We start from the raw sequence: 15,475 nt of genomic DNA on the forward strand, positions 1-15,475 counted from the left end.
CATGTTTGCAGTGATTTTTGGTCGTCCCGGTTGTCCCTTCTGCGTCCGCGCCAAGGATCTGGCGGAAAAACTCTCCAGCGAACGGGACGATTTCAAGTACCGCTATGTGGACATTCACGCCGAGGGCATTTCCAAGGCGGATCTGGAAAAAACCGTGGGCAAACCGGTGGAAACCGTGCCGCAGATTTTCCTCGACCAGCAGCACATCGGCGGTTTCACCGATTTTGAAGCCCACGCCAGAGAGCACCTGGGCCTGTATCAGTAAGCGTGCCGTCCGGGGCGGCCGCCCGGCCGCCTTTTGGTGTCTTTCCCGCCAACCTTGCTGAAAAATCACCGTTTTCAGAATTTTTTTCGTTCAGGCTCCCCTTTTGCCTCTTTTCATTCGGCGGCCAAAGCTCCATCATGGGTCCCATTACCTGAATGGTACTGCCCGCCAGCGGACCGGATTTCCGTTGCAACCGGGGCCGGACCGGCCGTTGCCGGTTTCGCCCCACCGGGCAGCCGTATGATTCCGAGGCCGTAAACACCCATGCATTCCGTAGAAAAATCCCACAAGCTGGACAACGTCTGTTACGACATTCGCGGACCCGTTCACAAGGAAGCCCGCCGCCTTGAAGACGAAGGACACCGTATTCTCAAGCTCAACATCGGCAACCCGGCGCCGTTCGGTTTTGACGCGCCGGAAGAGCTGCTGAAGGACGCCATTCTCAACCTGCCCACCAGCCAGGGGTATTGCGACTCCAAGGGGCTGTTTTCGGCACGCAAGGCGGTGATGCAGTACTACCAGCAAAAGGGACTGCGCACCACGGATCTGGACGACATCTACATCGGCAACGGCGTGTCCGAGCTGATCGTGATGGCCATGCAGGCGCTGCTCAACAACGGTGACGAAATTCTGGTGCCGGCGCCCGACTACCCGCTGTGGACCGCGGCCGTGACCCTGTCCGGCGGCAAGGCCGTGCACTACATGTGCGACGAGCAGGCCGACTGGTACCCGGATCTGGACGACATCAAATCCAAGATCAGCCCGCGCACCAAGGGCATAGTGCTGATCAACCCCAACAACCCCACCGGCGCCGTATACGGCAGCGAGTTTCTGCTGGAGGTGATCGAAATCGCCCGCCAGAACAAGCTGATTATTTTCGCCGACGAAATCTACGACAAAATTCTTTACGACGACGTGGCTCACCACTCGGTATGCACCCTGTGCGACGACGTGCTGGTGGCCACCTTCAACGGCCTGTCGAAAAGCTACCGCGCCGCCGGCTTTCGCCAGGGCTGGATGATGCTGAGCGGACCCAAGCACCAGGCCAGAGGCTATATTGAAGGGCTGGAAATGCTCTCCTCCATGCGGCTGTGCGCCAACGTGCCCATGCAGCACTGCATTCAGGCGGCACTGGGCGGTTACCAGAGCATCAACGAGCTGGTGCTGCCCGGCGGCCGGCTGCGCCGCCAGCGCGACCGGGCCTGGGAGCTGCTGAACGAAATTCCGGGAGTGAGCTGCGTCAAGCCCAAGGGCGCCATCTACATGTTCCCCAAACTGGATCCCAAGGTGTACAACATCAAGGACGATCAGAAGATGGTGTATGACCTGCTGTTGCAGGAAAAAATGCTGATCGTGCAGGGCACCGGCTTCAACTGGCCGAAACCGGATCACTTCCGCCTGGTCACCCTGCCCCGGGTCGACGACATCACCGACGCCGTCGAGCGTATCGCCCGCTTCCTCAAGCATTACCAGCAGTAATCCCGGTGAGGGGTGAGGAGTAAGGGGTAAGGAGTCCGTCCTCCTTACCCCTCTCTCCTCACCAGCTCTTACAGCAACGGGCTGAGCAGATAAAACAGGTTTTCCAGCAGCCGCTTGCGCAGCGGCCGCTGCCGCCACTCCAGCCACGACAGCGGCCGGGCATCCGCCAGGTAGCGGTCGGCCAGCTGCAACAGCTCCCCCATGGCCTGGCCATCGTCTATCAGCAGGGTCATTTCAAAATTCAGCCAGAAGCTGCGCCGGTCCAGGTTCACCGTGCCCACCAGGGCGAACTGGTGATCCACCAGCACGCACTTGGTGTGCAGCAGGCCGGCGGAATACAGGTGGATTTCCACCCCGGCATGCAGCAGTTCGTCAAAAAAGGCGTTGCAGGCGTGGTTGACCATGCGCGAGTCGTTTTTCGCCGGCAACAGCAACTGCACCTCAACCCCCCGGTCGGCGGCGGAGCACAGCGCCGCCACCAGGGGATCGTCCGGTACGAAATAGGGGGTGATCAGCACCAGCCGGCGCCGTGCCTGATACACGGCACAGAGCAGGCTCTGGGAAATGGCGTCGCCACCCATAAAGGGGCCCGACGGCAGCAGTTGCAGCTTGAGCTGGTTATCCAGGCAACTGATGGGGTGGTATTCCAGTTGCTCCAGCAGCCGCTCCCCGGTTTCCATTTCCCAGTCCCACACAAACAACGACCAGATAATGGGCACAATGGGCCCGCGAATGCGCAGCATGATATCCACCCACTGGCCTACGCCGGCATCCTGCTTGAAGCAGGCAGGATCCACCAGGTTCATGGAGCCGGTGTAGGCCACATCGTCGTCGATCACCACCAGCTTGCGGTGCATGCGCAGATCCTGACGCTCAAACAGCACGCGAAAGGCCCCCACCGGCAGCACTTCCACCACCTTGACCCCGGCTTCCTTCAGCCGCGCCGGCCAGCGGCTGCGAAAGAAGTCGGCGCTGCCCACCGAGTCCAGCAGCACCCGGCAGTCCACCCCGCGCCGGGCCGCCGCCATCAGCGCATGGGCAATGCCGTCGGCCATGCCGCCCTGGTGCCAGATATAGAACTCCAGATAGCAGGAGCTGCGCGCCCGCTCTATGTCCATGCGCAGCGAGCTCAGAATGTCTGCCGGCTGCTGCAGCAGGGTCATGCCGTTGCCGCTCAGCATGGGCATGTTGAAACGGGCCTTGACCAGCTCGTAAATGGGCCTGACCTGATCGCTCACCTCAAACTGCTGGCCGGGAAAACGCGTGACCAGCACATTGATCCAGTCGGCGTGGGGCCGGTACATGGCCCGGGCCCGCTCTGCCCGCTTGCGCCCCAGGCGCACTTCCCCGAACAGAATATAGGTGGCCACGCCCAGCACCGGAATGGCAAAAATCAGCGCCAGCCAGGCCAGGGAGACCCCCACCGGCCGGCGCTTCATGATCACCCTGAAGGTCACGCCCACCACCAGGCTGGTGTGGGCCGCAAACAGCAGCCAGCCGGCAACGGTATAGATATAGTCGTTCAAAAACGCCTTGCTCCTTTTGGAATGAAGGGGGCAAACTGTAGCAAAGGTCTCTTCGCATCATGAGTACAGGACTATGAAAAGTATATTGTTTTTCATCCTTTTTGGGATAAGTACGGCCCTTGCGGCACAGACCCTGACCCTTTCCGAGCAGCAGCTCAACCGCCAGCTGGCCACTCAGCTGGGCCGGGAGTTTCCGGTCAGCCTGGGCGACTGGCTCAAGGCCGGCGTACGCATTGAAGACATTCAGGTGGCCCTGGGGCGGGAGGAGGCCGACAAGGCGCGGGTATCGGGCCGGGGACTGGTCAGCCTGGAGCAGGGCGGCGTGCTGCATGACTGGGACATCAGCGGCGACTTCAGCGCCCGGCCGCGCTTTGACAGCGAGCAGGGCGCCCTGTATCTGGACGAATTCGAGCTGCTGGGGTATCGCCTCAACAACAACGACGCCAGCCCCCAGGCCGGCTTTGTGCTGCCGCTGTTGCTGCAGAGCCTGGCCGATTACCTGTCACGCTACCCGGTATACCGCCTGAACGAACAGGATCCCCTGCAGCAACGGCTGAAAAACAGCCCCCTGAGCCTGTCGATCAGCCCGGGACGGCTGACCCTGGAAGGGCTGGAATAAAGCCCGGCACCCGCTCGGAGGCCAGCGGGCCGGCCAGCCATTCCCCCTGCACCTGCCGGCAGCCGTGCTCACGCAAAAAAGCCAGCTGGCCGGCGCTTTCCACACCACAGGCCACGGTATTGAGCCCCAGGGTGTGTGCCAGCAACAGCAATGCCTGAATGACCGACCGATCAAAGGCGTCGAGCGGCTCGGTCAGCAGCCCCCGATCCAGCTTGATGCCGTCCACCGGCAACCCCTTCAGAATATCGAACCGAAACCGGCCATGGCCCAGGTTGTCGAGGTACACCGCCATGCCGGCGGCACGAAAGCCTTCGATCACCCTGAGCAGGGACTCACTGCGGCGCATAATGAAATCGCTGCGCAGCTCCAGCTCAAAATCCGCCGGGTTGACGCCCCGGGCCCGCAACAGCTCGATCAGCCGCAAAATGCGCGGCTGCTCCAGCTCCGGCTCCAGTCCGCTCATGTTCAGGCTGATGCGGCCGCGCCAGCCCAGCTCATGCCAGCGCCGCTGCTGCTGCGCCGCCTCGGTAAACACCCACTCCGCCAGCCGGCCCAGCAGGCCTGCATCCCGGGCCGCGGGCAAAAAGGCGTCGGGGGCCACCAGCCCCAGGGTGGGGTGGTGCCAGCGCAACAGTGCCTCCACCGCCGGCAGGGTGCCGCTGGCCAGATCCATGCGCGGCTGATATTCCAGAAACAGCTGCCCCTGCGCCAGGGCCGCGCGAAAATCCCCGGCCAGCCGGCCGCGCTGCTCCAGCTGCGCAAAACTGTCGCTGTCGAACAGGGCGATGTGCGACCGGCTGTAGGTTTTGGCCTCGTACATGGCGGTGTCGGCGTAGCGCAGCAGGGTTTCAATTTCCAGCCCGTGTTTAGGATACAGGCTGATGCCCACACTGGCGCCCACACTGAGCTCGTGCTGGTCCACCCGCACCGGCGCCTCCAGCCGCTCCAGCAGCCTGGCGGCCCGCTCAAACAGGGTCTGTTCGGTGTCAATATCGCGCCACACCATCACAAACTCGTCACCGCCAATGCGCGCCACCATCTCATTGGCGTCCACCATTTGCTGCAGTCGCTCGGCCAGCGCCTGGAGCACCCGATCCCCCACGCCATGACCAAAGCCGTCGTTGATCGGCTTGAACCGGTCCAGATCGATAAACAGCAGCGCCAGCTGCTCGTTAGCGGCCAGATCAGCGCGAATGCGGGAAAACCAGCTCAGCAGAAACTCCCGGTTGGCGGTGCCGGTAAGGCTGTCGTGGTGAGCCAGAAAACTGAGCCGCTCTTCCGACTGGCGCAGCCGGCTGATGTTGTCGAGAATGCCGACGATGTGGGTGATCCGGCCGGCCTCGTCGTGGATCAACCGCAGCATCAGCCAGTGCGTAACCACCTCGCCGCGGCGGGTAATATGCTCCACCTCCCCCTCCCACTGCTGCTGCAGCTGCAACCGCTGCCAGATGCGACGGTAATAGCGGCCCTCGTGCAGCCCCTTGCTCACCTGAGTGATGTGGCGCCCTTCCAGCTCGGTGGCGGCCAGCTCGCAGTGGTGGCAGAAGGCCGGGTTGACTTCCAGCACCCGTCCCCGGGCATCCATGATGACAATGCCTTCCCGCGTGTACTGCATGACTTGCCGGGCCAGCGTAAGGGAGCCGGCGGGCGGGGCCCGGCGGGGCGCCGAGGTGCTTCCAGGCACAGGGGCGTCACCCCGTGGTAACCAGTTGTGTTGATCCATCGTCGCGCTCTTGCTTGGCTTTATAGGCGTCCCTTGCAACCGGGCAACCCGATGTTTTATTTTTGAGCGCCCTCATCATATAGACTCAAACGACAAATAAAAAGCCCGCGATTTGCGGGCCTTTTATTATGAGTTGCAAATGGCAAATCAGCCGAGTTGCTTGCGGGCATTGCGGAACATGCGCATCCAGCCGCCGTCCTCGCCCCAGTGGTCCGGGTGCCAGGAGTTGGCCACGGTGCGGAACACCCGCTCCGGGTGCGGCATCATGATGGTCACCCGGCCGTCCTCGCTGGTCAGGCCGGTAATGCCGTTGGCGGAGCCGTTGGGGTTGAACGGATAGCGCTCGGTGGCCTGGCCGTGGTTGTCCACATAGCGCAGGGCGATGGTGCCGCTGGCCTCCAGTGTGGCGATGTCGGCGCGCCTGGGCTGCACCCGGCCCTCGCCGTGAGACACGGCGATGGGCAGGCGGGAGCCGGCCATGCCGGACAGGAACAGGCTGGGTGAGTCCTGCACTTCCACCAGGCTGAAGCGGGCTTCAAAGCGCTCGGAGGTATTGCGCACAAAGTCGGGCCAGTGGCCGGCACCGGGGATCAGATCCCGCAGCTGGGACAGCATCTGGCAGCCGTTGCACACGCCCAGGGCAAAACTGTCGTCGCGCTGGAAGAAGGCCTCGAACTGGGCGCGCAGCGCCTCGTTGAACAGAATGCTCTTGGCCCAGCCACCGCCGGCACCCAGCACATCACCGTAGGAGAAGCCGCCACAGGCCACCAGGCCGGCGAATTCGTCCAGCCGCAGGCGGCCGCTTTGCAGATCGCTCATGTGCACGTCGATGGCGCTGAAGCCGGCCCGGTCAAAGGCGGCGGCCATTTCCATGTGGGAGTTGACGCCCTGCTCGCGCAGAATGGCCATTTTCGGATGCACCCCTTTGGCGATAAAGGGCGCGGCGATGTCTTCTTTCGGATCGAAGGTGAGCGACGCGGACAGGCCGGGATTGCTTTCCAGCTTGGCCTCGAACTCGGCCTGGGCGCACTCCGGGTTGTCGCGCAGCGCCTGCATGCGGTAGCTGGTCTCGGACCACAACCGGCGCAGCTCGGTGCGGGATTCGGCATAGAGCTCTTCACCGTCGGCCAGCAGGCGCAGGGTGTCGTCGTCGTTGGGCTCGCCAATCACGTGGGTGCAGGCGGCCAGGCCGTGACCGGCCAGGCAGGTGAGCACCGCTTCCTTGTCTTCGCGGCGCACCTGCAGCACGGCGCCCAGCTCTTCGCTGAACAGCGCCGCCAGGTGATCGCCACCCAGCAGATCCAGCTCCACATTCAGGCCGGTGTTGCCGGCAAAGGCCATTTCCGCCAGGGTCACGAACAGACCGCCGTCGCCGCGGTCGTGATAGGCCAGCAGTTTTTTCTCGGCCACCAGCGCCTGCATGGCGTTGAAAAAGCCCTTGAGCTGCTCGGCATCGTCCAGATCGGCGGGCTTGTCACCCAGCTGACGATAAACCTGGGCCAGGGCGGAAGCGCCCAGGCGGTTTCTGCCGTTGCCCAGATCCACCAGGATCAGGTCGGTCTCGCCCATATCGGTACGCAGCCAGGGGGTGACGGTGCTGCGCACGTCGGTGACCCGGGCAAAGGCGGAGATCACCAGCGACAGCGGCGCGGTCACGCTGCGCTCTTCGCCGTCCTGCTGCCAGCGGGTCTTCATCGACATGGAATCCTTGCCCACCGGAATGGTCAGCCCCAGCACCGGACACAGCTCTTCCCCCACGGCCTTGACCGCTTCGTACAGACCGGCGTCTTCACCGGGGTGACCGGCGGCGGACATCCAGTTGGCAGACAGCTTGATGCGGTTGAGCTCGCCGATCTCGGTGGCGGCGATGTTGGTAATGGCCTCGGCCACCGCCAGCCGGGCGGAGGCGGCGAAGTCGAGCAGCGCCACCGGGGCGCGCTCACCCATGGACATGGCCTCACCGGCGTAGGTGTCGTAGGCGGCGGCGGTGACCGCACAGTCGGCCACCGGCACCTGCCAGGGGCCCACCATCTGATCCCGGGCCACCAGGCCGGTGACGGTACGGTCGCCGATGGTGATCAGAAAGCCCTTGTCGGCCACGGTGGGCAGGGTCATCACCCGCTCGACCGCGTCCTTCAGGTTGATGCCGTGCAGATCCAGCGCCGGGCTCTGATGCTGCTTGCTTTCCACATCCCGCTGCATCTTGGGCGGCTTGCCCAGCAGCACCTCCAGCGGCATGTCGATGGGCTGGTTGTCGAAGTGCTCGTCGTACAGGCTGAGATGACGCTCGGCGGTGGCTTCCCCGATCACCGCATAGGGGGCCCGCTCCCGACGGCAGAAAGCCTCGAACTCGGCCAGCCGGTCTTCGGCCACCGCCAGCACGTAGCGCTCCTGGGATTCGTTGCACCAGATCTGCAGCGGGCTCATGCCCGGCTCGTCATTGGGAATGTCGCGCAGGTTGAAGCGACCGCCGCGGTCGCCGTCGTTCACCAGCTCGGGCATGGCGTTGGACAGGCCGCCGGCGCCCACATCGTGAATAAACACGATGGGGTTGTCCTCACCCAGGGCCCAGCAACGGTCGATCACTTCCTGGCAGCGGCGCTCCATTTCCGGGTTGTCCCGCTGCACCGAGGCGAAGTCCAGATCTTCGCTGGACTGGCCGGACGCCATGGACGACGCCGCGCCGCCGCCGAGGCCGATGTTCATGGCCGGGCCACCCAGCACTACCAGCTTGGCGCCCACCGGAATTTCGCCCTTTTCCACGTGCTCGCCGCGAATGTTGCCGAGGCCGCCGGCAATCATGATGGGCTTGTGGTAGCCGCGCACTTCCTCGCCGTTGAAGCTGGATACCCGCTCTTCATAGGTTCGGAAGTAGCCGAGCAGGGCCGGACGGCCGAACTCGTTGTTAAAGGCGGCGCCGCCCAGAGGGCCGTCGATCATGATGTCGAGGGCACTGACAATGCGCTCGGGCTTGCCGAAGTCCTGCTCCCAGGGGCGATGGTAGCCGGGGATTTTCAGGTTGGACACGCTGAAGCCCACCAGACCGGCCTTGGGCTTGGAGCCCCGGCCGGTGGCGCCTTCGTCGCGGATTTCGCCGCCGGAGCCGGTGGCGGCCCCCGGATAGGGGGAGATGGCGGTGGGGTGGTTGTGGGTTTCCACCTTCATCAGAATGTGAATGTCTTCCTGATGGTAGCGGTATTCGCCCGACTCGGGACTGGGGAAGAAACGCCCCGCCGGCGAGCCCGCCATGACGGCGGCATTGTCTTTATAGGCAGAGAGCACGTGCTCGGGCACCTGCTCAAAGGTGTTCTTGATCATCTTGAACAGCGACTTGGGCTGTTCGACGCCGTCGATGGTCCAGTCGGCGTTGAAGATCTTGTGACGACAGTGTTCCGAGTTGGCCTGGGCGAACATGTACAGTTCGATGTCGTTGGGGTTGCGGCCCAGCTTGCTGAAGCCCTCGAACAGGTAGTCGATTTCGTCTTCCGCCAGGGCCAGGCCCATGCGCACGTTGGCCTCGGCCAGGGCGGTGCGGCCACCGCCGAGAATATCCACGGAAGTCAGCGGCGCCGGCTCGGCTTCGGCAAACAGGCACTCGGCCTCGGCCAGGCTGGAGAAGGCGGTTTCGGTCATGCGGTCGTGCAGCAGGTGGCTCACCGCCGCCAGCTCGGCCTCGGTGGGCTCACGCTCGAAACTCAGATGGTAGACAATGCCACGCTCGATGCGCTTGACCTGGGCCAGGCCACAGTTGCGGGCGATGTCGGTGGCCTTGGACGACCAGGGGGAAAGGGTTCCGGGACGGGGCGTCACCAGCACCATGCGGCTTCCGGCGGCGGGCGTAATGCCCTGAGCGGGGCTGTCGAGCAGCTGAGTCAGGGTTTGCCGGCCCGCGTCGTCGAGCTCGGCGGTCAGGGCGACAAAGTGCACATACTCGGTTTCAATGGCGGACAGCGGCAGCGCCTGATCCCGGGCACGACGGATGATCGCCTGGGTTCTGAAACCGGATAAGGCCGGTGAGCCTCTCAGTATTTCCATAGTGGCTAATTCTCAAAGCGTGAGTGTATGGGGGGTTCTCAAACTGGCGCTATTATAGGTTTACGCCCCTGCCCTGTCGACGCCGATTTGCCGCAGCAATGGCTGGCTTTGCGACGTAAATATCGGCAATAACCTGACGAATGCGCCGGCTTTTGCTATAAAATGCCGGCGTTTTTACATCAGGAGTTGCCATTGCTTATCATGCGTCTGCGCGCCGGCCTGATCCTGCTGCTGGGGCTGCTTGCCCTGAGCGGCTGTGACCATCCCGAGACTGCCACCCAGCAGCAGCATATTCAGGCCCGAGGGGAACTCAGGGTCGGCACGCTTTATCATCCGCTCTATTACTTTCTGCGCAACGATCGCCAGGAAGGACTGGACTACGAACTGGCCCGGGGCTTTGCCGACTACCTGGGGGTCGACCTCACCATGGTGCCCGCCTACAGCCTGGACGAGCTGTTCGCCCTGCTGGATGCCGGCCAGGTCGACATGCTGGCCGCCGGCCTGGCCGACACCCCGGTGCGCCGGCAACACTACCGCTTTGGCCCCAGCCTGTACGAGGTGGCCCAGACCCTGGTCTATCGCAAGGGCGAGCCCCGGCCGCAGGAGCTGACCCGGCTCAACGGCACGCTGCGGGTACTGGCCGGCTCCAGCCAGGCGGAATGGCTGCACCGCATGTCCGGAGAACTGCCGGGGTTGCAATGGGAAGCCCGCCGCGACACGGACGCAGAAGATCTGTTGCGCCAGGTGGCCGAAGGCCGCACCGACTACACCCTGGTGGAAGACACCCTGCTGGCCCGCACTCAGCGCTACTACCCCAACGTGGACGCCGCCTTCAGCCTGCCCAGCTCCCAGCCGGTGAGCTGGGTGATGGACCGGCGTGACGACGACAGCCTGCTGGCGGCCATGCTCGGCTATTTTGCCGAGCAGCGGGCCAGTGGCGCCCTGGCGCGGCTCAATGAAAAATACTTTGGCCACATTCAGGACTTTGACTATGTGGATACCCGCACCTTTCTGCGCCGGGCCGAGGATCTGCTGCCTCGCTACCGCCCGTTGTTCGAGCGTCACGCCGGCAACCTGGACTGGCGCCTGCTGGCGGCGGTGAGCTATCAGGAGTCCCACTGGCAGCCCGAGGCCCAGTCTTACACCGGGGTACGGGGCATGATGATGCTGACCGAAGACACCGCCCGGCAGATGGGCGTGCACGACCGGCTGGATCCGGAGCAGAGCATTCGCGGTGGTGCCGGCTATCTGGCCGGCCTGATTGAGCGCCTGCCCGACAGCATTCCCGACGGCGAGCGGGTCTGGTTTGCCCTGGCCGCCTACAACCTGGGACTGGGCCATCTGCTCGACGCCCGGCGCATCACCCGGCTGCGGGGACAGGATCCCGACGCCTGGGCCGCGGTCAAGGAAAACCTGCCCTTGTTGCATCAGCCCCAGTGGCACAGCAAAACCCGCTATGGTTACGCCCGGGGCCGAGAGGCCCAGAAGTTTGTCAATAACATTCGCCAGTATTACCAGAGCCTGCTGTGGCTGTATAAACCCACCACCGACAACGGCCTGGCCACCGCCCAGGCTGAGAGCCAGCCGACAGTTTCAACATATTAATAACACTGTCACTTTACGCCGTTATTACTAGCTGATATCAAGGCAGGCAGGCCGCGAACACGGCCCCGAAACAGGAGAAACCCATGTTGAAAAGAAGACGTACCCCGCTGAAACAGCATAAACCCCTTGGCGGCTCGCGCCGCAGACTGATGATGAATGACATGCGCCGCAAGATAGTGCGCCGCAACGCCACCTTTTTTCTGACCCAGGCCGGGTTTGAGTAACGCCCCACTCCGGTGAGGCGCCCCCGGACATCAACGAATGGTGATCACACCGCATTTGGCGTTGTTGGCCACCTTGTGAGACACACTTCCCAGCATCAGCCCGGCCAGATCCCCCAGGCCGCGCGTTCCCAGCACGATCACTTCCACCCCCAGCGCCTCGGCCTGCCTTAAAATGGTGCGGGCCGGTTCGCCTTTTTCAACATGGGTATGAATATTGCTCACCCCCAGCTTGCGCGCCTCGGCCTCGGCACCGGAGATAATGCGATGGCCCAGGGCTTCCATCTCCTTGAGCTCGTCACCAATGGCGACGGCACCTATGCCCCAGATCAGCGTGGCCTCGTGGGGCAGCACCTCGGGCACGTGCAGAATATGCAGCTCGGCATTGTCGACCTTGGCCAGGTGGCAGGCCAGCTCCAGCGCCTTGCGGCCATGCTTGGAACCATCCACCGCGACCAGCAGAGACTCGTACATAGTTTTCCTCCATGGAATCCATCGTTGGGCATGCATACCAAGCCTAGGCGGGAGTGCCCTGCTGCGCAAAAAGACAGGGTTCAAATGGATAAAAAAACGCCGGCTGGACCGGCGTTTTAAAGTTACTTTTTCTTGAGGTGCTTCATCAGTCGCTTGCGCTTGCGCAGCTGGCTGGCGGTGAGCTTGTTCTTCAGCCCGGCGTAAGGGTTGTCCCCCTCCTGAAATTCCACCCGAATGGGGCTGCCCACTATCTGCAGCGAACGGCGGAAATAGTTGATCAGATAACGCTTGTAGGAGTCGGGCAAATCCTTCACCTGATTGCCGTGCACAATAATGCGCGGCGGGTTATAGCCCCCGGCATGGGCGTATTTGAGCTTGACCCGGCGACCACGCACCAGCGGCGGCTGGTGATCGTCCTGGGCCATCTGCATGATACGGGTGAGCATGGAGGTGCTGACCCGTTTGGTGGCCGAGGCATAGGCCTCTTTTACCGACTCGAACAGGTTGCCCACGCCGCTGCCGTGCAGCGCCGAGATAAAGTGCAGACGGGCGAAATCGATAAACCCTAAGCGCCTATCCAGCTCGCGCTTGATGTCGTCACGCACGTCCTGGCTCAGGCCGTCCCACTTGTTCACCGCCAGCACGATGCTGCGGCCGGCATTGAGTACAAAACCCAGCAGGCTGAGATCCTGATCGGAAATGCCTTCCCGGGCATCCAGCACCAGCAGCACCACGTTGGCATCCTCGATGGCCTTGAGGGTCTTGATCACCGAGAACTTTTCCACCGCCTCATGCACCTTGCCCCGGCGACGCACCCCGGCGGTGTCGATCAGAATGTAGTCCTGCTCGTCCCGCTGCATGGGAATGTACACCGAATCCCGGGTGGTGCCGGGCATGTCGTACACCACTACCCGCTCTTCCCCGAGAATGCGGTTGGTCAGGGTCGACTTGCCCACGTTGGGGCGACCGACAATGGCCAGCTTGATGGGCGCATCCTCAAAGGGAATCGCCTCTTCCTCGGCCAGCTCGTCGATCATTGCCATGGCCTCTTCCAGGCTGGCGTCGTCAAACTCGTGCTCATCGCCCTGCTCGCCGTCGGCGTTTTCCTCGTCCGGGCGCTCCTCACCACCGGTGTCGCCGGCCAGCCGCTCCAGCTGAGGCGCCAGGGCGGTTTCCAGCAACGACAGCACGCCCCGGCCGTGGGCCGCGGCAATCTGGTAAATATCGCCCAGGCCCAGCTGGTAAAACTCGCCCACCGCGGCATCGGCGTCGATGCCATCGGTCTTGTTGGCCACCAGCAGGGTCTTCTTCTGGCAACGGCGCAGGTGAGCGGCAATGGCCTGGTCGGCAGAAGTCAGACCGGCCCGGGCATCCACCATGAACAGCACCACGTCGGCCTCGTCGATGGCCGCCAGCGACTGGGCCGCCATCTTCAGCTCGATGCCTTGCTCGCTGCCGTCGATACCGCCGGTATCCACCACGATATATTCCAGCTCGCCCACCCGGGCCTGGCCGTATTTGCGATCCCGGGTCAGACCGGGAAAGTCCGCCACCAGCGCATCGCGGGTGCGGGTCAGGCGGTTAAACAGGGTGGATTTGCCCACGTTGGGGCGGCCCACCAGAGCCACTACTGGCATCATAACAACGTCTCCAAAAAACAATAACGGCTCCTGAATCTTGGAATCAGGAGCCGGTGGCCGCCGAGGGGCTGGTTCAGGGGCGGGCTATCGCCACCAGCTCACCGTCACGGCTTTGCACATAAAGGGTGTCACCGGCCACCACAGGGGCGGCATACAGGCCCGAGCTGTCTACCCGCTCCAGGGCGACAATGGCACCGCTGGTGCGGTCCAGCCAGTACAGGTAGCCCTCGGCATCGCCCACCACCAGGTGGTCGCCAAACACCACGGGGGCGGTCAGCCGGCGGTTTTCCAGCTCGGTGTTGGACCAGACTTCGCTGCCGCTGCGGGCATCCACCGCAAACAGGTGGCTGCGGCTGTCGGTGATATACAGCAGGCGACCGTCGGTGCTCAGATCTTCCGAGCCCTGGTACTGGCGCTTCCACAACTGCTGGCCGGAAATCAGCTGATGGGCGGTAAGCTGGCCATTATAGGCGATCGTGAACAGAATATCGCCCAGGATCACCGGCCGGGCCGCCACGTCCACCATACGCTCCAGCTCGGTGGCGCCGCGGGGGCTGGCAATGCGGGTGTCGCGCACCGGCTGGCCGTTGGCCAGCAGGGCAATGCCCAGCCGGCCGTCGGCCCGGCCGTAGAGCACGGCGCCGCCGGCGGTAATGGGCGTGGCCATGCTGCGCAGGGTCAGGCTGGGCTGCTCGTTGCGCAGCAGCCACTGCTGCTCGCCGGTGGTGGCATCCAGCGCCACCAGGTTGCCGGCGCTGGTATGCACCACCACCTTGCCTTCGTCCACCGCCGGGGCGGCCAGCACTTCGCCGGGCACTTCCCGGGTCCACAACAGGGTTCCGTCGCTCTGGGACACGGCATACACCACGCCGTTTTCCGAACCGAAATAGAGATTGCCATAGGCGGCGGTCAGGCCGCCGGCAATGCGCGGGCTGCGCTGGTTCCTGTTGATGTCCAGCTCGTCGAGCTCGGTTTCCCACAATTCGTCGCCGCTGGAACGCTCAAAGGCCTTGAGCACGCCGTCCCGCGATGCGGCAAACAGCCGGTCGCCGTCCACCACCGGACTGAGCTGGGAATAGTAATCGCCCACGCCCTTGCCCACCGAGTCGCTCCAGCGGGTGCCGGGGGCAAAGGCATTGTCGACGTTCGGCAGGGGGCTCACCGGGGCTACCGGCGCCTGGCTGGCGCAGGCACTCAGGCCGAGGGCCAGCGCCAGGGGCAGCAGTTTGGTCAGCGGTCTGCTCATGGCTGCTCTCCCTGTGCGGCCGCGGCGGCCAGGTGGTCCAGCTTCAGGGTCAGCGCCGGGTTTTCACCCACACCGCCGGCACTGCGGGCGGCCTCGTAGGCGGCGCGGGCCTCGGCGGGCTGCTGCCGGGCCAGGAACAGATCGCCCTGAATTTCATGTTTCTGGGCGGCAAAGGCATCACCGGTCACCTCATCGAGCCGGCCCTGGGCGGCATCCAGCTCGTTGCCGGCGATCAGCACCCGGGCCAGACGCAGCCGCACGGTATTGGCCAGGGCCGCATCACTGGTGCCGGCCAGCGCCTGCTCCAGCTGCTGTTGCGCCAGCGCGAGATCATTGGCCTTGACCGCTTCCGCCGCCAGCAGCAGGGCCGCCAGCTCACCGTAGCTGTTGCCCTGGTTTTCACTCACAAAGGCCGCGGCCCGGTCAAAGGCCGCACTGCCCCCGCTGGCCAGCTCCCGGCTGATTTGCTCAAAGGCCTCGGCGCCGGCGGCGCGGCTTTCCAGCTGTTCGCTCTGGTAGTAACGCCAGCCGAACAGGCCGGCCAGGCCGAGGGCCGAGCCCAGAATGATGGCCTTGCCGTATTCGTGCCACCAGCGCTTGATGGCTTCAATCTGTTGTTCTTCCGTGCTGTAAATATCCAAC

At 63.8% G+C, this 15,475-nt stretch carries 12 protein-coding genes; 5 read left to right on the plus strand and 7 right to left on the minus strand.

Going from position 1 to position 15,475, the window contains the following annotated elements; all coding sequences use genetic code 11:
* Window position 1 precedes the first annotated feature (1 nt).
* Window positions 2-265, plus strand: coding sequence for a GrxA family glutaredoxin (locus PU634_RS10860; protein ID WP_306760814.1), 264 nt, complete (start codon window positions 2-4; stop codon window positions 263-265).
* A 264-nt stretch (window positions 266-529) separates the two neighbouring features.
* Window positions 530-1,744 (plus strand): pyridoxal phosphate-dependent aminotransferase, encoded by a 1,215-nt coding sequence (locus PU634_RS10865; RefSeq protein WP_306760815.1) that lies wholly within the window; start codon window positions 530-532, stop codon window positions 1,742-1,744.
* A 68-nt stretch (window positions 1,745-1,812) separates the two neighbouring features.
* Here PU634_RS10865 and cls read toward each other — a convergent pair whose 3' ends face one another.
* Window positions 1,813-3,270, minus strand: coding sequence for a cardiolipin synthase (cls, locus tag PU634_RS10870; protein ID WP_306760816.1), 1,458 nt, complete (start codon window positions 3,268-3,270; stop codon window positions 1,813-1,815).
* Between the two features lie 73 nt (window positions 3,271-3,343).
* On the opposite strand from cls, the gene PU634_RS10875 reads away from it, so the two are divergent.
* The gene (locus PU634_RS10875; protein WP_306760817.1) at window positions 3,344-3,889 is read left to right on the plus strand and encodes a YceB family lipoprotein; all 546 of its coding nucleotides are present in this window, start codon (window positions 3,344-3,346) and stop codon (window positions 3,887-3,889) included.
* On the opposite strand, the gene PU634_RS10880 is transcribed toward PU634_RS10875, so the two are convergent.
* On the minus strand, window positions 3,852-5,612 hold the full coding sequence (locus PU634_RS10880) for a putative bifunctional diguanylate cyclase/phosphodiesterase (RefSeq protein WP_306760818.1): 1,761 nt from the start codon (window positions 5,610-5,612) through the stop codon (window positions 3,852-3,854). The genes PU634_RS10875 and PU634_RS10880 overlap by 38 nt on opposite strands.
* Before the next feature lie 147 nt (window positions 5,613-5,759).
* Window positions 5,760-9,647, minus strand: coding sequence for a phosphoribosylformylglycinamidine synthase (gene purL, locus PU634_RS10885; protein ID WP_306760819.1), 3,888 nt, complete (start codon window positions 9,645-9,647; stop codon window positions 5,760-5,762).
* A 201-nt stretch (window positions 9,648-9,848) separates the two neighbouring features.
* Here purL and mltF point away from each other — a divergent pair, with 201 nt between their 5' ends.
* Together mltF and PU634_RS10895 are read left to right on the plus strand one after the other, a co-directional pair.
* Window positions 9,849-11,252 carry a membrane-bound lytic murein transglycosylase MltF gene (gene mltF / locus PU634_RS10890; protein ID WP_306763685.1) on the plus strand — a complete coding sequence of 468 codons (1,404 nt, stop codon included), beginning with the start codon at window positions 9,849-9,851 and terminating at the stop codon, window positions 11,250-11,252.
* A gap of 83 nt (window positions 11,253-11,335) precedes the next feature.
* The gene (locus PU634_RS10895) at window positions 11,336-11,476 is read left to right on the plus strand and encodes a hypothetical protein (RefSeq protein WP_306760820.1); all 141 of its coding nucleotides are present in this window, start codon (window positions 11,336-11,338) and stop codon (window positions 11,474-11,476) included.
* Window positions 11,477-11,506: 30 nt separating this feature from the next.
* Here PU634_RS10895 and PU634_RS10900 read toward each other — a convergent pair whose 3' ends face one another.
* From PU634_RS10900 to PU634_RS10915, 4 genes are all read right to left on the minus strand, one after another.
* A complete protein-coding gene (locus PU634_RS10900; RefSeq protein WP_306760821.1) occupies window positions 11,507-11,947 on the minus strand; it encodes a universal stress protein in 441 nt (146 codons plus the stop codon).
* Window positions 11,948-12,069: 122 nt separating this feature from the next.
* Entirely contained in the window at window positions 12,070-13,587 is a 1,518-nt protein-coding gene (gene der, locus PU634_RS10905) for a ribosome biogenesis GTPase Der (protein WP_306760822.1), read from the minus strand.
* Between the two features lie 73 nt (window positions 13,588-13,660).
* Complete coding sequence (bamB, locus tag PU634_RS10910) at window positions 13,661-14,833, minus strand: outer membrane protein assembly factor BamB (RefSeq protein WP_306760823.1); 1,173 nt, start codon at window positions 14,831-14,833, stop codon at window positions 13,661-13,663.
* Window positions 14,830-15,474, minus strand: a complete 645-nt coding sequence (locus PU634_RS10915) for a YfgM family protein (protein ID WP_306760824.1) — start codon at window positions 15,472-15,474, stop codon at window positions 14,830-14,832. Before PU634_RS10915 ends, bamB begins: the two co-directional genes overlap by 4 nt.
* Window position 15,475: the final 1 nt, after the last annotated feature.

It is taken from the genome of Oceanimonas pelagia, from assembly GCF_030849025.1.
Classification (GTDB): Bacteria; Pseudomonadota; Gammaproteobacteria; order Enterobacterales; family Aeromonadaceae; genus Oceanimonas; species Oceanimonas pelagia.